This is a genomic window from Streptomyces sp. NBC_00224, from assembly GCF_041435195.1.
Lineage (GTDB): Bacteria > Actinomycetota > Actinomycetes > Streptomycetales > Streptomycetaceae > Streptomyces.
This window is the reverse complement of sequence record NZ_CP108106.1, coordinates 3,464,581-3,482,595: the sequence shown is the minus strand read 5'-3', so window position 1 is coordinate 3,482,595 and position 18,015 is coordinate 3,464,581. Positions and strand designations below refer to the sequence as shown.

Sequence of the window (18,015 nt, the reverse complement as noted above, 5' to 3'; positions counted from 1 at the left end):
CGCCGACGAAAGCCAGCTTGTGACCGCCACGGACCGTTCCATCGAGCTCATCACCGCCGCCGCTCAGGCGGCCGCCGACCGGCTCGCGCACGACATCATCGCGTACGACGTCAGCGACGTGCTGTCGATCACCGACGCCTTCCTGCTCGCCTCCGCGCCCAACGACCGCCAGGTCAAGTCCATCGCGGAGGAGGTCGAGGAGCGCCTGAACAAGGAGCTCGGCGCCAAGCCGGTGCGCCGTGAGGGCGACCGCGACGCCCGCTGGATCCTGCTCGACTACGTCGACATCGTCGTGCACGTCCAGCACAGCGAGGAGCGCGTCTTCTACGCCCTGGAGCGGCTCTGGAAGGACTGCCCCGAGCTGCCGCTTCCCGAGGACGCGAAGAAGACCCGCGGCAAGGCCGCCGAGCACGCCCAGCTGCACGGTGGGACGGAGGACGGTGAGCTGAGCTGAACAGCAGCGACGCGAAGCCGGGCCGGGGCCGCCGGGTCGTCCTGTGGCGGCACGGCCAGACCGCATGGAACCTGGAGCGCCGCTTCCAGGGCTCCACGGACATCGAGCTGACCGAGGCCGGTCTCGGACAGGCGCGCCGCGCGGCGCGCCTGCTGGCGGCCCTGAAGCCGGACGCGATCATCGCCTCCGACCTTCAGCGGGCCGCGGCGACCGCCGGCGAGCTGGCTGCGATCTCCGGGCTGGCGGTGACCCATGACTCGGCCCTTCGGGAGACGTACGCGGGCGCCTGGCAGGGCCTGACCCACGAGGAGATCGTGGGGCGCTACGGCGAGCAGTACGCGGCGTGGAAGCGCGGCGAGCCGGTGCGCCGGGGCGGCGGCGAGCTGGAGACCGAGGTGGCCGACCGGGCCGCCCCGGTGGTGCTCGCCCACGCCGACAAGCTGCCCGACGACGGCACCCTGGTCGTGGTCAGCCACGGCGGGACGATCCGCACGACCATCGGCCGTCTCCTGGGCCTTGAGGCGCACCACTGGGAGGGCCTGGGCGGGCTCTCCAACTGCTGCTGGTCCGTCCTCGGCGAGGGCGCGCGCGGCTGGCGCCTGCTGGAGCACAACGCCGGGACGCTCCCCGAGCCGGTCCTCGGCGACGACGACTGAGGCGGCCGCCGGGGCGCGCCGAGCGCCCGCCCGGGCGGTGCGACCGCCGGATTTCACTTTCCGGCAGGTCACAGGCTAAAGTTCTTCTTGTTCGCGGCGCAGGAGCGCGGGAAACACAGCGAACAGCGGGGCTATAGCTCAGTTGGTAGAGCGCCTGCATGGCATGCAGGAGGTCAGGAGTTCAATTCTCCTTAGCTCCACAGGTAAGGGATCCCGTCCGGTCGGTTCGACCGGGCGGGATTTCGCTTTTCCGGGTTGCCGCAGGCTCCCCCATCCGGGGCGCGGGGCCCGCTCCCCGCGGCCCGGCCCGGGGCGCGCGGGGGTGAGGCGGCCGCCCAGCCCCGTGCCCGCGCGGCCGCCTCACGCCCAGATCTTCTCCCGCATCTCCCTCAGCGTCGCCGTACGCGCGCCGCTCTCCTCGTCGTTCGGCGTGTACGTGACGATCCGGCACTCCGGCATCCCGTTGATGGACAGCGACACCGAGGTCATCCGTATCTCGCCGACCGCCGGGTGCCGGAAGGTCTTCACCCGCGGCCCCGGCGGCACCACGTCGCCGGTCTTCCACAGCCGCGCGAAGTAGGGGCTCGCCTCGGAGAGCTTCGCGATGAACGACTCCCAAGCGGGCTCTCCGGCATGGCGGCCGTACTCCGAGCGCAGGGTCGCCACCATCACCGGCAGCTCTTTCTCCCGGAACAGGACCGGACAGGCGGGCTCCGGCACGGTGAACAGCGTCCACAGCACGTTGGCCACGCCCGTCGCCCGTATCTCCGGGATGTCGAACAGGTCCCGGTAGGCGGGGTTGGTCGCCAGGATGTCGTAGCGCCCGTTGTAGACCACCGCCGGATGTGGGTCCAGGGCGTCGATGATGCCCTGGATCTCCGGGCCCACCTCCAACGGCAGGGCCTCCCGGTCCAGCTCGCAGGGCACGTCCGCCAGGTGGTACAGGTGCTCGCGCTCGGGCTCGTCCAGACGCAGGGTGCGCGCCACCGCGTCGAGGACCTGCGGCGAGGCGTTGATGGGGCGGCCCTGCTCCAGCCAGGTGTACCAGGTCACGCCGACCCCGGAGAGCTGGGCGACCTCCTCCCGGCGCAGCCCGGGCGTGCGCCGCCGCAGGCCCGGCGGCATGCCGACGTCGGCCGGCGTGACCCGCGCGCGTCTGCTGCGCAGGAATGCGGCGAGTTCCGGTCTCCGGCGTCCGTTCGGTGCGGCCACAGTTGTCACGTCCCCCATCGTCGGTCCCGTCGCCCGCCGCTGCCAGGTGCTGTCAGTACCAGCATCAGCGGGCTCTCGTTACCCGTATCCGAGCGGGGTCAGGCTGGCTGCCATGACCACCGCGCTTCCCACGGGCCCAAGTCCCTTACTCAGTAAAGACCGTGCCACTGACAACCGGCCGCCGCTGCTGCTCGCGATCGTGCTCGCGGCGCAGTTCATGGCGCTCCTCGACGTCTTCATCGTCAACGTCGCCGCCCCCACCATCCGTACCGAACTGAACGCCTCCGGCTCCGCGTTGCAGCTGGTCGTCGCCGGTTACACCATCGCGTACGCCGTGCTGCTCATCACCGGGGCGCGCCTGGGCGACCTGCTCGGGCAGCGCCGGCTCTACCTGGCCGGCCTCGCCGTCTTCACGGCCGCCTCCCTCGCCTGCGGCCTGGCCGGGACGGCCGGCCAGCTGATCGCCTTCCGGCTGGTGCAGGGCGCCGGATCGGCGCTGATGATCCCGCAGGTGCTCAGCCTCATCCAGCGCAACTTCACCGGAGAGGCACGCGTGCGTGCCCTCGGGGTCTACTCCGCCGTGCTCGCCACCGGCGCCGCCGCCGGGCAGGTCCTGGGCGGCATCCTGGTCAGCGCCGACCTCTTCGGCACCAGCTGGCGGCCGGTGTTCCTGGTCAACGTGCCCATCGGGCTCGTCCTGCTGGCGCTCGGCGTGCGCCATCTGCCCGGGGAGCGGCGCGAGCACCGCGGCGCGGCCCGCTGGGTGCGCGACCTCGACCTGCCCGGCCTGGTGCTGCTCGGCGCCTCCGTCTCGCTGCTCACGGTGCCCCTGGTGCTCGGCCAGGAGGAGGGCTGGCCGCTGTGGGCCTGGCTGTCGCTGGGGTCGAGCGCGCTGCTGTTCGCCGCGTTCTGGGCGTACGAGTCGCGGCTCGCCCGGCGCGGTGGCGCCCCGCTGATCGCGCCCAGGGTGCTGCGCCTGCCCGGCATGGGCCTCGCGGTCGTCCGGATCGCCGTGGTGATGGCCATCAACGCGGGCTTCCTGTTCACCCTCACCCTGCACATCCAGGGCGGCCTCGGCTACAGCGCCCTGCGCGCGGGGCTGACCTTCGCGCCGACCGCCGTGGTCTTCGGCACGGTCGGGCTGACCTGGCGGCGCTGGCCCGCGCGCTGGCAACGGGCGCTGGTGCCGGGCGGGTTCGCGCTGACCGCGGTGTCCACCCTGGCCACCGGCCTGCTGCAGCGCGGCGGCGGCACCGGCGGGCTCACCGTCTACGTGACGTACGCCGGTGTCGGCGCCGGTCTGGCGCTGGCCTTCAGCCCCACCTTCGCGGGCGCGCTCGCGGGTGTACGGCCCGAGGACGCGGCGGACGCCAGCGGGCTGCTCGCCACCGTGAACCAGCTGGGCCAGCTGATCGGGGTCGCCGCCTTCGGCACGCTCTTCCTGAACCGGCTCACGGCGGGGGCGCACACCTCCGGCGGCGCGCTGTGGGTGTGCTCTCTGGCGCTGGCCGGAGCGGCCCTGGTGGGGGCGCTGACGGGTCTCCTATCACGACGCCGCTGACCCTCTTGCGCGACCATGGCAGAATCGGGACGGCCGGAGGGGGACGACGGACCGAACGGGAGGGAGACCGCGATGCCTGCGAGCCGCGAAGACGTCCCGGACCTGTCCGGTGCGCCGCGGACAGCGACCCGGATCAGCTGCCCTTCCTGCGGTTCTTCCCGTGTGGCGCAGATGCTCGGCGACAGCGGGGACGTCTCCTACGTGTGCACGGCCTGCGGCCACAGCTGGAGCTGAGATGGGTGCACACAGGCGGAAGTGCGACTGGTGCGGCAGCGGTACGCCGATCGTCCGGGACATGGAACCGGTCAACGCCGACTACCAGTACTGGTGCGAGGAATGCGCGCGGGCGCTGATCATAAAAGGCGACCCCATCGAGACCTACCGGGAGCTGGAGGGGGAGCCGATCTACGGCCGCCTCCTGGAGGCGCACTGCACCCTCAAGAGGTTCTACTCGTTCGCCACGGCCTGAGCGGCGCCCCGCCCCGCGGCCCGAGCGCCACCGCCGCCACGAAGGCGGCCCCGGCCAGCGGGTAGAGCGCCGAGAGCGCCATCTGCAGCCCGTTCTGGGCCAGTTCGGGGCGGCCCGCCCCGTGCGGCACCCACCACAGGGCGTACGAGCCGAAGACCAGGGCGGCGGCGACGGCCCCGCGGATCCGGTGGGCCCCGAGCAGCACGAGCCCGGGCACGCACCACACCCAGTGGTGCGACCAGGAGACCGGGCTCACCAGGAGCGCCGTGGCCGCGCAGCACAGCACCGCCCGGGCCCGCTCCCCGCGCAGCTCGGCCCGTACCGCCGCATACAGTCCCAGCGCCGCCGTGAGGGCCGCGGCGGCCGTCCACCAGGACCCCGGGTCGCCGGTGTGCAGCAGCCGGGCCAGCACACCGCGCAGCGACTGGTTGGCGGTGTCCTCGGCGAGGCCGACCCGGCTCGTCTCGAACACCGTCGACGTCCAGAAGCGGCGCGAGTCGGCGGGCAGCACGAGAGCGGCCGCCAGCGTCGCCCCGGCGAACACCGCCAGCGCCGTCGCCGCCTGCCGCAGCCACTGGTTCCAGCCCGCTCCACGCGCGCGTACGAGACCGGTGAGCAGCAGGAAGAGTGCGAACAGCGCGGGCGTGAGCTTCACCGCGGCCGCGAGGCCGATGCCCGCGCCCGCCCCCCGGTGGCCGGCCCGCCGGGTCAGGTCCCACAGGACGGCGACCGCGAGCAGCAGATTGATCTGGCCATAGCGCAGGGTCGTCCACACCGGCTCGCACCACACCGTGAGCGCCGCCACCCACAGCGCGGCCCCCGGCCGCCCCCGTCCCGCGAGCCGCAGCGAAAGGTGGGCGAGCGCGACAAGGAGGGCGAGGTTCGCAGCCGTGGCGAGCGTGCGCATCTCGGGCACGCCCAGCAGCGTCAGCGGTGTGAACAGCAGCGCGGCGAACGGCGGGTAGGTGGTGGGCAGCCGCGCGCGCGTGGCGCGCATCGCGTACAGGTCCGCCCCGGCCCGTACGGCCCCTCCCTCCGCCCGGTAGACCATCAGGTCGATCATCGAGACACCGGCGGCCCGCTGGGCGACCCAAAAGGTGGCGAAAGAGATCAGACAGGCCGCGGCGGCAAGCGCCACGGGGCGGCGGACGGGGGTGAGACGGGCGGCGGTGTGCGCGAGGACGTTCACGGTCACGAAAGGGGACGTTACCGGCCCTGTCCGTACAGAACGGCAACCGATTTGGTGGAGTGCCGGGGGGACCGTGTAATGTTCTCGATGTCGCCAGGGGAAACCGGGCGGAAAACAGAACAAGGGGCTATAGCTCAGTTGGTAGAGCGCCTGCATGGCATGCAGGAGGTCAGGAGTTCAATTCTCCTTAGCTCCACAGTAAAGAAGGCGGCCACCCGATCCGGGTGGCCGCCTTCTTGTCGTTACGGCTCAGCGGGTCAACCGCGGCCGCTTCCCAGGGCCTTGCGGGCCGGGGCGGTCAGCGCGGGCAGTTCGGCGGGCGCCCCTTCGATCCGCAGCGCCAGCGCGGGGCACCGGCGCACCGCTCGCTGCGAGCGCCCCCGCAGATGCATCGGGACGGTCGCGTCGGCCACCGCCGGGTAGCCGTCGGCGCCCAGCCGGATCAGCTCCGGGATGAGATCCGCGCACAGCCCGTGCCCCTCGCACAGCGTCCAGTCGACCAGCACCTTCTCGCCACTGGGGATGCCCTCCTCCTGGTAGCCGTCGCCCGGCAGCGGCAGCAGGCCCAGCGTGGGGCGGCCGCATCCGCCGCCCAGGACGTGCGCCGCCAGATCGTCGGTGAACGCGTTGATGGTGGACGCCAGGAAGCGGGCCGAGCCGTCCGGGTGCTTGCAGGCACCGCGCCCCTTGACCGCGCCCGTCACCTCGCGCAGCGCCTCCAGGGCGGCCGGGCCGCCGCCGTTCATGACGTCCGCGAGGCCGCCCGCGGCGGCCGGCAGACCGAGCCGGCACGGGCCGCACTGGCCCGACGTCTCGGCCGCCAGCCAGTTGGCGATGCGCAGTGCCTCGCCCAGCGGACAGGTCTCCGGCCCGATGGGCAGGATCGCGCCGGCGCCGAGCGCCCCGCCGAACGCGGCGAGCGACTCCCGCGAGATGACCGCGTCGTGCGCGGCGGCCGCGTCCAGCCAGCTCCCGTGGTAGCCGCCGGTCAGCACGCCCTGCGGCACCGGCGGCGCCCCGGCCAGCTGGAGCACGTACCGCAGCGGTACGCCCGTCGGCACCTCCACCACCATCGGGCGGGCCACCGCCCCGGAGAGCGTCAGCAGGACCGTGCCGGGCTCGGTGGGCAGCCCGGAGTGGCTGTAGCGGCGCGGGCCGACCCGGGCGGCCACGGCGAGCTGCGCGTAGGTCTCCGCGTTGGACAGCAGCGTGGGTGCGCCCCCGATGCCGGTGTCCGAGGCGCGTACCTTGCGCCCCGGCGGCATCGCGGGCCCGCCGCCCGCCGCCCGGATCACTGACGAGGCCTCGCCGGAGATCATCCGCTCCGGAGTGCGCACCACGCGCGCGCGGAGCGCGGTCCCGCGCCGGTCGGCCAGACCCCGCTCGGCGAAGGCCGCGCGGATCGAGGCCTCCGTGGAGTCCCGGGTGACGGCGACGACCAGGGTGCGGGCGCCGAGGGCCTCAGCGGCCAGCAGAGCGCCGTCCAGGACCAGATGGGGGGCGCGGTTCACCAGGACCGTGTCCTTGCGGCAGGCGGGCTCTCCCTCGCTCGCGTTGACCACGACGACCGGGCGCACCCCCCGGCGTATCGCGGACTTGGCGACCGCCCGCAGTTTGCGGGCGAACGGGAACCCGGCGCCGCCGCGCCCGTTGAGCGAGATGTCCTCGGCGAGCTGGGCCAGCTGCTCGCCGGGCACCGGCTCCAGCGGCCCGTGCACCTTCAGGTGCATGTCGAGGCCGAGGCGCTCGACGAGGTCGAACCCCGCCGTCAGTTGCGGGAGTCCGACGACCCGCACCTCGGGGACGTCGGGCAGTGGCGCGTTCACGGGCGGTCTCCTGCGGGGGTGTGCCAGGGCTCACCGGCGACGGGCTGGTGGAACGGGCTGGGCTGGGGGGAGGGTTCGGGCCGCGGCGCGCCGGGCCCGGGGAGCGGTCCCGGGGTCTCGAAGTCGGCGCCGTTGTCCCCGTAGGGGACGGTGGGCAGCGGTGCGGTCTCGTCGAAGCCGCCGAAGTCCGCGCCGCCGAAGTCCGCGCCGCCGAAGTCGGCGCCGCTGTAGTCCGTGCTGCTGTAACCCGTGCTGCTGTAGGCCGCGCCGCCGAGGTCGGTGCCGCCGAGGTCCGCGAAGCCGCTCTCCTGGAGCGGCATGTTCTCCGGCGGACGCGGGGTGGGCGTCGGCCAGCTCGGGGCGTACTGGGGCGGTGCGGGGGCCAGGGAGACCGCGCGGTAGGCGGCCGAGATGCCGGGCGCCGGGGCGGCCCCGGGCACGGCACGCGGCTGCTCGGTCCCGTAGAGCTCCTGCGGTTCGTACGGGTCGGCCGCGAGCGGGTCGGCCGGTTCGCGCTCGGCGGTGAAGCGGTCGGTCGCGAACGCGTCCGTCGGGTACGGGTGCGGCGCGGGCGCCTCATAGCGCGGCGAGGCGGGGTCAGCCGGGTGCGGCTGGGGGGTCGAGGCGTCCGGGGCGACCGCCTGGGCCGCCTCCACGCGCGCGAGGAGCGGCGCCAGTCGCCGGGTGATGCGACGGCGCACCGGGCGCGGCAGCGAGCGTACGACCAGGGCGCCGGCCACACCGGCCAGCGAGAGGCTGTACAGCGTGACGACCCAGCCGGCCGCCTGACGGCCCGCGAACAGGCCGTGGACCAGCGCGAAGCACCAGGCCGGGTAGGCCAGCATGTGCACCGAGCGCCAGTGGCCGGCGACGCGGTCGGGGTTGGCGAAGGCGCTGCGCAGGGCGCCGGTGGCGGCCGTGACGACCATGAGGACGGCGGCGAGCGAGCCGAGGCCGATCAGGCCGTCCGAGCCGGTGACGCCGAGCCCGAAGGGCACCAGGGCGCCGAGCAGGCCCACATGGCCGACCGCGATCTTGACGGTGACGTGCACCAGGAGGAAGCCGATCGAGGACACGGCGGTCGCGCGGTGCACGGCCTGGGCGACGAGCCGGTGGCGCGTCGTCATCAGCAGCCGGTCGGTGGCGAGCAGGCCCCAGACGACCGAGGACGTCAGGCAGACCAGCGAGAGGACACCGGTGGTGAAGTCCAGCGCGGCACGGAAGCCGCCGCCGGTCGTGGCGGCCAGCACCGGTATGAGCACCGTCGAGGCGACCAGGAGCGCGCCGGACGATCCTCCCTTCACCCGTCCCTTGAGGGACGGGATTTTCAGTGTCGGGGTGGAGCGGGGACTGTGAGGGTTCATGGGGCAACTCCGAAACGTTCAGCAAAGTGGTCCCGTGGCCGCATGCTAGGTCGCCTCTTACCAAGGGGTACGGCGTTTGATTGGTTGCCCCAGAAGAGGTCAGAAGAGGTCGGTACGCGGAGTAACCTCTGTCGGCTGAGCTCGTTGGGGCGCCTCTTGAACGCTCGGTGCGAGCCCTTGTGAACGCTCAGTGCGGGCCGTGTGGGGCCTGCGGTACCCTGACGCCATGCGTGCCGTACGCCTTCTGCTTAGCGAGCCGCGCTGATCAGTCCCGACCGATGAAGAGAGCCGGTCGGAATCGGCGCGGCGTCCCCTCCTGTGCGAGGGGCTTTTTCGTTTGGTGAATGTCGCAGCCGCTGGCAGAGACGATCGATGGAGCTTTAAGGATCATGAGCGAGACGAACCCCGCTGCCGCAGAGCCGGTAGCGCCGCACCGCTACACGGCCGCCATGGCCGCCGACATCGAGGCACGCTGGCAGGACTGCTGGGACGCCGACGGCACCTACGCGGCGCCGAACCCCAGCGGTGACCTGGCCGGGGACCCGGCCGTGGTCGCACGGCCCAAGAAGTTCATCATGGACATGTTCCCGTATCCCTCGGGCGCGGGACTGCACGTCGGCCACCCGCTGGGCTACATCGCCACGGACGTCTTCGCCCGCCACCAGCGCATGACCGGCCACAACGTGCTGCACACGCTGGGCTTCGACGCCTTCGGCCTGCCGGCTGAGCAGCACGCGGTCGCCACCGGCACGCACCCCCGGGTGTCGACCGAGGCCGCCATGGACAACATGAAGCGCCAGCTGCGCCGGCTGGGGCTGGGCCACGACAAGCGCCGGTCGATCGCCACGATCGACCCGGAGTACTACAAGTGGACCCAGTGGATCTTCGTCCAGATCTTCAACTCCTGGTACGACACCGACGCCCAGAAGGCCCGTCCGATCTCCGAGCTGGTCGCCCAGTTCGAGAGCGGTGAGCGCCAGCCTCCCACTACGCGCGCGTGGAGCGAGCTGAGCGCCGCCGAGCGCGCCGAGGTCCTGGGCGGCTACCGCCTGGCGTACGCCTCGGACGCGCCGGTCAACTGGTGCCCGGGCCTGGGCACCGTACTGGCCAACGAGGAGGTCACCGCCGACGGACGCTCCGAGCGCGGCAACTTCCCCGTCTTCAAGGCGAAGCTGCGCCAGTGGAACATGCGCATCACCGCTTATGCGGACCGTCTGCTGGACGACCTGGACGCGCTGGACTGGCCGGACGCCATCAAGCTGCAGCAGCGCAACTGGATCGGCCGCTCCGAGGGCGCGCGCGTGGCCTTCCCGGTGGGCTCCGAAGGCGACGCGATCACCGTCTTCACCACCCGCCAGGACACCCTGTTCGGCGCCACCTACATGGTGCTGGCGCCCGAGCACGAGCTGGTCGACACGATCGTCCCGGCCGCCTGGCCCGAGGGCACCCACGAGGTGTGGACCGGCGGACACGCCACCCCCGCCGAGGCCGTCGCCAAGTACCGCGCCTTCGCCGCGTCCAAGTCCGACGTGGAGCGCCAGGCCGACGCCAAGGAGAAGACCGGCGTCTTCACCGGCGCGTACGCGGTCAACCCGGTCAGCGGCGACCAGGTCCCCGTCTTCATCGCGGACTACGTCCTGATGGGCTATGGCACCGGCGCGATCATGGCCGTCCCGGCGCACGACACCCGTGACTTCGCCTTCGCGCGCGCCTTCGAGCTGCCGATGCGCTGTGTCGTCGAGCCGTCGGACGACCGCGGTACCGACGCCTCGACCTGGGACGACGCGTTCGCCTCGTACGACGCCAAGCTGGTCAACTCGACGGGCGCCGAGATCTCCCTGGACGGCCTGGGCGTCGTCGACGCCAAGGCGAAGATCACCGACTGGCTGGCCGAGCGCGGCATCGGCGAGGGCACCGTCAACTTCCGCCTGCGCGACTGGCTGTTCAGTCGCCAGCGCTACTGGGGCGAGCCCTTCCCGATCGTCTACGACGAGGACGGCGTCGCCCACTCGCTGCCCGAGTCGATGCTGCCGCTGGAGCTGCCCGAGGTCGAGGACTACTCGCCGCGCACCTTCGACCCGGACGACGCGGACACCTCGCCGGAGACGCCGCTGTCGCGCAACGAGGACTGGGTCCGCGTCACCCTGGACCTGGGGGACGGCGCCGGTCTGCGGAGTTACCGCCGCGAGACCAACACCATGCCCAACTGGGCCGGTTCCTGCTGGTACGAGCTGCGCTACCTGGACCCGCACAACAGCGAGAAGCTGGTCGACCCGGCCATCGAGCAGTACTGGATGGGCCCGCGCGAGGGCCAGCCGCACGGCGGTGTCGACCTGTACGTCGGCGGCGCCGAGCACGCCGTGCTGCACCTGCTGTACGCGCGCTTCTGGTCCAAGGTCCTGTTCGACCTGGGGCACGTCTCGTCGGCCGAGCCGTTCCACAAGCTGTACAACCAGGGCATGATCCAGGCGTACGTCTACCGGGACAGCCGCGGCTTCCCGGTCGCGGCCGCCGAGGTCGAGGAGCGCGACGGCAAGTTCTTCTTCGAGGGCGAGCCCGTCAAGCGCGAGCTGGGCAAGATGGGCAAGTCCCTGAAGAACGCGGTCACTCCGGACGAGATCTGTGCCGAGTACGGCGCGGACACCCTGCGCCTGTACGAGATGGCGATGGGCCCGCTGGACGTGTCGCGGCCGTGGGACACGCGCGCGGTGGTCGGGCAGTACCGCCTGCTGCAGCGGCTGTGGCGCAACATCGTCGACGAGACGACCGGCGAGGTCACCGTCACCGACGCCGAGCCGGACGAGGCGACCCTGCGCGCCCTGCACAAGGCGATCGACGGCGCCGGCGGCGACCTGGCGGAGATGCGCTTCAACACCGCCATCGCCAAGATCACCGAGCTGAACAACCACCTGACCAAGGCGGGCGGGGCGCTGCCGCGCTCGGTCGCGGAGCCGCTGGTGCTGCTGGTGGCGCCGCTGGCCCCGCACATCGCCGAGGAGCTGTGGCGCAAGCTGGGCCACCAGGACTCGGTCGTCCACCAGGACTTCCCGGTCGCCAACCCCGCGTACGTCGTGGACGAGACCGTGACCTGCGTCGTGCAGATCAAGGGCAAGGTCAAGGCGCGCCTGGAGATCCCGCCCACCATCTCCGACGAGGAGCTGGAGAAGCTGGCCCTGGCCGACGAGGCGGTCGTCGCGGCGCTGGGCGGCGCCGGGATCCGCAAGGTCATCGTGCGGGCGCCGAAGCTGGTGAACATCGTTCCCGCGTGACCGTTCTCGCGTGACAGCTGCCCGCGTGACAGCTGCCCGCGTGGCAGCTCCCGCGTGACGGGCGAGCGGTAGTGGGGGGTTTCCCCTACGGGCAGGTTGGGGGTTCCACGGGAACCACCAGCCTGCCCGTTCCGTTTACGGTGGAGGGAAGCCGACCGACATCGAGGGGACGTTCATGGAAGCCGCGATCGCGATCCTGGCGCTGACGTTCGTCGCCTTCGTTGTGCTGGGCGTGTACCTGACGGTGAAGGCGGTCGGCGCCGCCAAGCGAGGAGTGGAGCGCACGGTCACGCAGGCCCGCAAGGCCGTCGAGGACACGACGCTCCGGGCCAAGAGCATGGGCCAGGTCGGCGTGGCCGGCGAGCTCGCACAGCTGCGGCTCTCGCTGCGCACCTCGATGCGGGCCACCCAGGACTCCCTGCACGCACGCGTGGAGCAGGACGAGTCCCTGAAGGAGTCGCTGAGCCTCTTCGAGCGGCTGAGCGGCCATGGACACGAGCTGGACGACGAGCTCAAGCGCCTGGAGCGCGAGCCCGACAAGCGACGCGTGGGCGAGCGGATGCCGGAGCTGCGCGAGCGTACGGAGCGGATCACGCACGCGGCGGACTCGCTGCGCTGGGCGGCCCGCGACCGGGCCCAGCAGTTCGCCGACGACGACCTGGCGGCCCTGAGCGCGGAGATCGAGGTCGAGTCGGGGGCGCTGCGGGACTGGGCGACGAAGGGACCGACCACGGGGGCGCCCACGGGTGTGCCGGGCGGGATACCCGGATCGGCCCCCGCTGCCCCGGCCACGGGCTCGTCGGCCCCTGTGGCGGGTGGCGAGGCGCGCGCCTCGTGGCCGGAGGCGTCCGGAGAGCAGGGCTCGGCGCAGAGCTGGCCCCAGTCCCAGTCGGCCACGGTCGTCGACGCGGCGGCCGGGACGGCGGCTGACGCCCCACAGGCGATCGGCGCGGCGAAGCCCGCGCCCGTGTACCCGTGGCAGAAGACGGCCAAGCCGGAGACGACGAACTGAAGCGCGGGGATTGGGCCTGGGGGTTCGTTATGGCCCGGCCCGCTGCCGCCCGGGCGAGGGCGCATGGCCCGGGTGTCGATGCACGTCAGAACCGGTCAAGGCGGGTCCGAACCGATCATTGGACCGGGGCCGGGCTGCCGTGTGGCGGCCCCGGCGGGTAACCTCCCGCTCATGTCCCGCCATGTCGCGATCGTCACCGATTCAACGGCCTACCTGCCGCCGCAGACGATGGAGCGGCACGGCATCACCGCGGTGCCGCTGACCGTCGTCCTCGGCGACCGGGCGCTGGAGGAGGGCACCGAGATCTCGGCCCGCTCCCTCGCCCTGGCCCTGCAGAAACGCCGCCCCGTGACCACCTCGCGGCCCAGCCCCGATGTGTTCGCCGCCGCCTATCGGGCCGCGGCCGAAGCCGGTGCCACCGGGATCGTCTCACTGCATCTGTCGGCCGAGTTCTCGGGCACCTACGACGCCGCCGTGCTGGCGGCGAAGACCGCCCCGGTGCCGGTACGGGTGGTGGACACCGGGATGGTGGCGATGGCCCTGGGCTTCTGCGCGCTGGCGGCGGCGGAGGTGGCCGAGGCAGCCGGCACGCTCGACGAGGCGGTGGCCGCGGCCGAGAAGCGCGCGGCGGGCACCTCCGCCTTCTTCTACGTGGACACGCTCGACTATCTGCGCCGGGGCGGCCGGATCGGGGCGGCGCAGGCGCTGCTCGGCTCGGCGCTCGCGGTCAAGCCGCTGCTCCAGCTGGAGGGCGGCCGCATCGAGATGTTGGAGAAGGTGCGCACCGCCTCGAAGGCCATCGCCCGGCTGGAGGAGATCGTCGTCGATCGGGCCGGGACGAGCCGGGTGGACATCGCCGTGCACCACCTCGCCGCGCCCGAGCGCGCGGCGGCGCTCGCGGACCGGCTGCGCGAGCGGGTGCCGGGGCTTGAGGACCTGCACGTCAGCGAGGTCGGCGCGGTGATCGGGGCGCACACGGGGCCCGGGCTGCTGGGCGCGGTGGTTTCGCCGCGCTGAGGCCGGTGGCCGGACGCGTGGTCCGCCGGCCGGGCCGCTAGTCGGGACGGCGGACCGGCGCGAGTTACCCGTACGGGTGACGGAGATATCCACAACCGCTGGGTTATCCACGGGAATTGGGCCTGCTCAGCGGGGTCGGCCGGAGCTGCCTACCGTCGTGGCATGGCTATCCGATCACCACGCATCGCAACGAGCGGGCCGGGCCGCGCTCCGGGTTCGGACGGCCGTGCCCGCCATGGTCACGGTCGTCGCACACGCGGCGCCCAGGTCCGGGCCTCCGCCGGAACGGCCGCGCGGCGGCGGGCGGAGGCACTGCTCCCGGCGCCCTCGTCGACGGACCTACTGTCACCGGTCGAGCCCTCGTCGACGGATCCACCGTCGCCGGTCGCGCCCTCGCCGGTCGCGCCGTCGGGGGCGCCGCCCGGGCGCCCGTTCTCCGATCCGACGCCCACTGCTTCTCCTGCTCCTGGCACTCCTCCTGCCCCTGACCTCGCCCCTACCTCGACGCCGTCAACTGCGGCCGCTGGGGCTGGGTTTCCAGGCGTACGGGAGCGGGCCTGGGCGGCGCTGCGGGAGCGGCTGCCGGTGTGGGTGCAGGTGCGGTGCGGGCTCACTCCGAGGAGCCTGGCCGCGCTGAGCGTGGTGCTGATCGTGGCTGTGGGGTTCGCCGTACAGCACTTCTGGGCGGGGCGGCCCGAGCCCGTGCGAGCCCCGGAGCGGGTAACGGGACCGGCGCCTCCCGTTCGGACGGTGGGCCCCGGCCCGGGGCCCACGCCGAGCCCGCTGACCGCGACCGGGGTGAGTGGGGCGCCCGGGCCGTCTCCGAGCGGGGGCATCGTGGTCGACGTCAGCGGCAAGGTGCGGCGACCGGGGATTCGCCGACTGCCGCCGGGGTCCAGGGTCGCGGACGCGCTGGCTGCGGCGGGTGGGGTACGGGACGGAGTGGATGTCACCGGACTCAACCGGGCGCGGGTGCTCATGGACGGCGAGCAGGTGGTCGTGGGCGTGCCCGGCGCGGTGACGGGCGGGGCCGCACCGGTGGCGGGCGGTGGGGGGAGCGCCGGGGCGGGTGCGGCGGCGGGGGCGCCGGTCAGCCTGAGCTCCGCCACGGTGGATCAGCTCGACGCCCTGCCGGGGGTGGGTCCCGTGCTCGCCCAGCACATCGTCGACTACCGCGCCCAGCACGGCGGTTTCCGGTCCGTCGACGAGTTACGGGAGGTCAATGGGATCGGTGACCGCCGGTTCGAGGACCTCCGGCCCCTGGTGCGGCCATGAACCGCCCCGTGGCCCACGTCGAGTCCGGCAGCCCGCTCGGCGCCGCGAATCCCCACCAGGAGGGCCCGCCGGACCTCCGTCTGGTCCCGCCGGCGGTCGGCGCCTGGGCGGCTGCCGCAGTGGCGCTGGATGCCCCTGCGGGGTGGGTGACTTGGGGGGTCGTGGCGTTCCTGGTGGTGGCGGCGATGTTGCTGGGGCCGACGATTCTGCGCTGGGGGAGCGGAGCGGGAGGCAGGGCCGGTCCACGGGGCGGGACCGGTCCACGGGGCAGGGCCGGTCCACGGGGCAAAGCCGGTCCACAGGGCGGGGCCGGTCCCGCACCGCCCGTCCCCACGGTGCAGCGGGCCGGGCCCTGGTGGGCGAACCGGGTTGCCGTCGCCGCCGTACTTCTGTGCGCGGCCGCCGGGGCCACCGCGAGCGCGCTGCACGTGGCCGAGGCGCGGCGGGGACCGGTTCCTGGCCTTGCGCGGCAATACGCGCACGCCACCGTCGAGTTGACTCTGACCTCAGACCCGAGGCCGGTCCGGGCGCGGGCGGCGTGGGGCGGTCGGTCGTTCGTGATCCAGGCGCTGGTCACCCGGGTCGTCGGACCGGACGGCGGCAGCAGCCGGGTGCGGACGCCGGTCCTGGTGGCCGCACCGGAGCCGTGGCAGCGGCTGCTGCCCTCGACGCGGGTGCGGGTGTCCGCCCGGCTTGCGCCACCGAGGCCGGGTGACAAGTGGGTGGCCGCCGTGGTGCGGGTGCCCGAGCGGGCGGCGCCGCACGTCGTGGGGGAGCCAACTGCCCTGCAGCGTACGGCGGGTGGGCTGCGGGCCGGGTTGCGGGAGGCGGCCGACGGGCTGAGCCCGGATGCCCGGGCGCTGCTGCCGGGGCTGGTCGTCGGGGACACCTCCCGGGTCACGCCCGAGCTGCGGGACGCCTTCGAGGCGACCGACCTCACGCATTTGATGGCGGTGTCGGGCAGCAACCTGGTGATCGTCCTCGTGCTGCTGATCGGACCGCCCGGCCGGGCCTCGCTGGCCGAGCGGGGCGGTCTGGCCCCGCGCCTCGGCATCTCGCTGCGGGCGACGGCGCTGCTCGGCGGGGTGATCACCGTGGCGTTCGTGGTGGTGTGCAGGCCGGAGCCGAGCGTGCTGCGCGCGGCGGCCTGCGGACTCGTCACGCTGCTCGCCATCGCCACGGGCCGCCGCAGATCGCTGATCCCGGCGCTGGCCGCCGCCGTACTGGTCCTGGTGCTGTACGCCCCGGAGCTGGCGGGGAGTTACGGGTTCCTCCTCTCCGTCCTCGCCACGGGGGCGCTGCTCACGATCGCCCCGGGGTGGAGCGAGGCGCTGCGGCGGCGAGGGGTGCCGGGCCGGCTCGCGGAGGTGCTGGCGGCGGCGGGTGCGGCGCAGGCGGTGTGCGCGCCGGTGGTGGCGGTGTTCGCGGCGCGGGTGAGTCTGGTGGCCGTCCCGTGCAACCTGTTGGCGGAGCTGGCGGTGGCCCCGGCCACGGTGCTGGGGTTCGCGGCCCTGGCCGTGGCGCCGGTCGCGATGCCGGCCGCCGAACTGCTGGCCCGGTGCGCGGGCTGGCCGACGGGGTGGATCGCCGACATCGCCCGGACCGGGGCCGCGCTGCCGGGGGCGCAGGCGGGGTGGCCGGGCGGCTGGGGCGGAGGGGCCCTGCTCGCCGGGGTCACCGTCGGCGCGGTGTTCCTGGCCAGACGGCTGCCCCGCCATCCGTGGGCGGCCGCCGGGTGCGCGCTGCTCCTGCTGCTCGCCGTGGTGCGGCCCGCCCCGCTGACCAGGATCGTCACCGGCTGGCCGCCGCCGGGCTGGGCGTTCGCGATGTGCGATGCCGGGCAGGGCGACGCGACGGTGCTGGCGGCGGGGGAGGGTACGGCGGTGGTGGTCGACGCGGGGCCCGACCCCGTTCCGGCCGACCGGTGCCTCAGAGCTCTGGGCGTCACCCGGATTCCGCTGCTCCTGCTCACCCACTTCCACGCCGACCACGTGGCCGGTCTTGCCGGGGTGCTGCGGGGTCGGGCCGTCGGGGTGATCGAGACGACGACGTTCGAAGAGCCGCCGGACCAGGCCCGGTTCGTGCGGAGGACCGCCGCCGAGGCGGGGGTGCCGGTCGTCCCGGTGGAGCCGGGGGAGCGGCGTGCAGTGGGCGGGCTCACCTGGGAGGCGCTGTGGCCGCTGCCTCCGCCGACGGTCACGCCGGACGGGCCGAACGACGCCAGCGTCACGCTGCTCGTCCGGGCCGGAGGGCTGACCCTGCTGCTCCCCGGCGATCTCGAACCGCCTGCCCAGCAGGCACTGTTGCGGGCGCACCCCGGGCTGCCGCCGGTGGACGTCCTCAAGGTCGCCCACCACGGCTCGGCCCACCAGGACCCGGCCCTGCTGCGCGCGATCCGGCCCCGGCTTGCGCTGATCTCGGCGGGGAGGGGCAACCCGTACGGCCACCCGGCGCCCGCCACGGTGTCCCTGCTCACCGATTCCGGGGCGCGGGTGCTGCGTACGGACACGGACGGCGCGATCGCGGTGACCGGGAGGGGGAGTGGGAGCGGGAGTGGGAGCGGGGCGGGGGATGGGACGGGGAGTGGGCTGACGGCGGTGCCGCTGGGGCGTAGCCCATGAGACGGGCGGGGGCCGAGCCCGAGCGGCGGGAGGTCCGGGCGCGACGCGGCGCCGCGCGACCCGGCTCGGCGTGACCGGGCTCGGCGTGAC

At 73.7% G+C, this 18,015-nt stretch carries 15 protein-coding genes and 2 tRNA genes; 12 read left to right on the top strand and 5 right to left on the bottom strand.

Annotated elements, in window-relative coordinates; genetic code table 11:
* The first annotated feature begins 19 nt into the window (after window positions 1–19).
* The 3 genes from rsfS (at window position 20) to OG965_RS15625 (ending at window position 1,310) form a co-directional block, all read left to right on the top strand.
* Entirely contained in the window at window positions 20–454 is a 435-nt protein-coding gene (gene rsfS, locus OG965_RS15635; RefSeq protein WP_371652683.1) for a ribosome silencing factor, read from the top strand.
* Window positions 451–1,110: a histidine phosphatase family protein gene (locus OG965_RS15630; RefSeq protein ID WP_371656950.1), complete on the top strand. Its 660-nt coding sequence runs from the start codon at window positions 451–453 to the stop codon at window positions 1,108–1,110. Before rsfS ends, OG965_RS15630 begins: the two co-directional genes overlap by 4 nt.
* Before the next feature lie 127 nt (window positions 1,111–1,237).
* Window positions 1,238–1,310 (top strand) — tRNA-Ala (locus OG965_RS15625).
* A gap of 160 nt (window positions 1,311–1,470) precedes the next feature.
* Here OG965_RS15625 and OG965_RS15620 read toward each other — a convergent pair.
* Window positions 1,471–2,340 (bottom strand): helix-turn-helix transcriptional regulator, encoded by an 870-nt coding sequence (locus OG965_RS15620; RefSeq protein WP_371652682.1) that lies wholly within the window; start codon window positions 2,338–2,340, stop codon window positions 1,471–1,473.
* A gap of 181 nt (window positions 2,341–2,521) precedes the next feature.
* Here OG965_RS15620 and OG965_RS15615 point away from each other — a divergent pair, with 181 nt between their 5' ends.
* The 3 genes from OG965_RS15615 (at window position 2,522) to OG965_RS15605 (ending at window position 4,352) form a co-directional block, all read left to right on the top strand.
* Window positions 2,522–3,883: an MFS transporter gene (locus tag OG965_RS15615; protein ID WP_371656949.1), complete on the top strand. Its 1,362-nt coding sequence runs from the start codon at window positions 2,522–2,524 to the stop codon at window positions 3,881–3,883.
* Between the two features lie 72 nt (window positions 3,884–3,955).
* The gene (locus OG965_RS15610; protein WP_371652681.1) at window positions 3,956–4,117 is read left to right on the top strand and encodes a hypothetical protein; all 162 of its coding nucleotides are present in this window, start codon (window positions 3,956–3,958) and stop codon (window positions 4,115–4,117) included.
* 1 nt (window position 4,118) lies between these two features.
* The gene (locus tag OG965_RS15605) at window positions 4,119–4,352 is read left to right on the top strand and encodes a hypothetical protein (protein WP_067158879.1); all 234 of its coding nucleotides are present in this window, start codon (window positions 4,119–4,121) and stop codon (window positions 4,350–4,352) included.
* Here the strand turns inward: OG965_RS15605 and OG965_RS15600 are convergent.
* The gene (locus OG965_RS15600; RefSeq protein ID WP_371652680.1) at window positions 4,321–5,547 is read right to left on the bottom strand and encodes a glycosyltransferase 87 family protein; all 1,227 of its coding nucleotides are present in this window, start codon (window positions 5,545–5,547) and stop codon (window positions 4,321–4,323) included. The two genes, OG965_RS15605 and OG965_RS15600, sit on opposite strands and share 32 nt — an antisense overlap.
* 117 nt (window positions 5,548–5,664) lie before the next feature.
* Between OG965_RS15600 and OG965_RS15595 the strand changes: the two genes are divergently transcribed.
* Window positions 5,665–5,737: transfer RNA gene (locus tag OG965_RS15595), tRNA-Ala, on the top strand.
* 61 nt (window positions 5,738–5,798) lie between these two features.
* Here the strand turns inward: OG965_RS15595 and OG965_RS15590 are convergent.
* Window positions 5,799–7,367 carry an NADH-ubiquinone oxidoreductase-F iron-sulfur binding region domain-containing protein gene (locus OG965_RS15590; protein WP_371652679.1) on the bottom strand — a complete coding sequence of 523 codons (1,569 nt, stop codon included), beginning with the start codon at window positions 7,365–7,367 and terminating at the stop codon, window positions 5,799–5,801.
* Window positions 7,364–8,731: a hypothetical protein gene (locus OG965_RS15585; protein ID WP_371652678.1), complete on the bottom strand. Its 1,368-nt coding sequence runs from the start codon at window positions 8,729–8,731 to the stop codon at window positions 7,364–7,366. The genes OG965_RS15590 and OG965_RS15585 overlap by 4 nt, the downstream gene beginning before the upstream one ends.
* A 389-nt stretch (window positions 8,732–9,120) precedes the next feature.
* Between OG965_RS15585 and leuS the strand changes: the two genes are divergently transcribed.
* From leuS to OG965_RS15570, 3 genes are all read left to right on the top strand, one after another.
* Window positions 9,121–12,000: a leucine--tRNA ligase gene (leuS, locus tag OG965_RS15580; protein WP_371652677.1), complete on the top strand. Its 2,880-nt coding sequence runs from the start codon at window positions 9,121–9,123 to the stop codon at window positions 11,998–12,000.
* Between the two features lie 175 nt (window positions 12,001–12,175).
* Window positions 12,176–13,012: a hypothetical protein gene (locus OG965_RS15575; RefSeq protein ID WP_371652676.1), complete on the top strand. Its 837-nt coding sequence runs from the start codon at window positions 12,176–12,178 to the stop codon at window positions 13,010–13,012.
* A 171-nt stretch (window positions 13,013–13,183) separates the two neighbouring features.
* On the top strand, window positions 13,184–14,029 hold the full coding sequence (locus OG965_RS15570) for a DegV family protein (RefSeq protein ID WP_371652675.1): 846 nt from the start codon (window positions 13,184–13,186) through the stop codon (window positions 14,027–14,029).
* Between the two features lie 239 nt (window positions 14,030–14,268).
* On the opposite strand, the gene OG965_RS15565 is transcribed toward OG965_RS15570, so the two are convergent.
* Window positions 14,269–14,481: a hypothetical protein gene (locus tag OG965_RS15565; protein WP_371652674.1), complete on the bottom strand. Its 213-nt coding sequence runs from the start codon at window positions 14,479–14,481 to the stop codon at window positions 14,269–14,271.
* A gap of 385 nt (window positions 14,482–14,866) precedes the next feature.
* Between OG965_RS15565 and OG965_RS15560 the strand changes: the two genes are divergently transcribed.
* The gene (locus OG965_RS15560) at window positions 14,867–15,304 is read left to right on the top strand and encodes a helix-hairpin-helix domain-containing protein (RefSeq protein ID WP_371652673.1); all 438 of its coding nucleotides are present in this window, start codon (window positions 14,867–14,869) and stop codon (window positions 15,302–15,304) included.
* The gene (locus OG965_RS15555) at window positions 15,301–17,925 is read left to right on the top strand and encodes a ComEC/Rec2 family competence protein (RefSeq protein ID WP_371652672.1); all 2,625 of its coding nucleotides are present in this window, start codon (window positions 15,301–15,303) and stop codon (window positions 17,923–17,925) included. Before OG965_RS15560 ends, OG965_RS15555 begins: the two co-directional genes overlap by 4 nt.
* The last annotated feature ends 90 nt before the right edge of the window (window positions 17,926–18,015 follow it).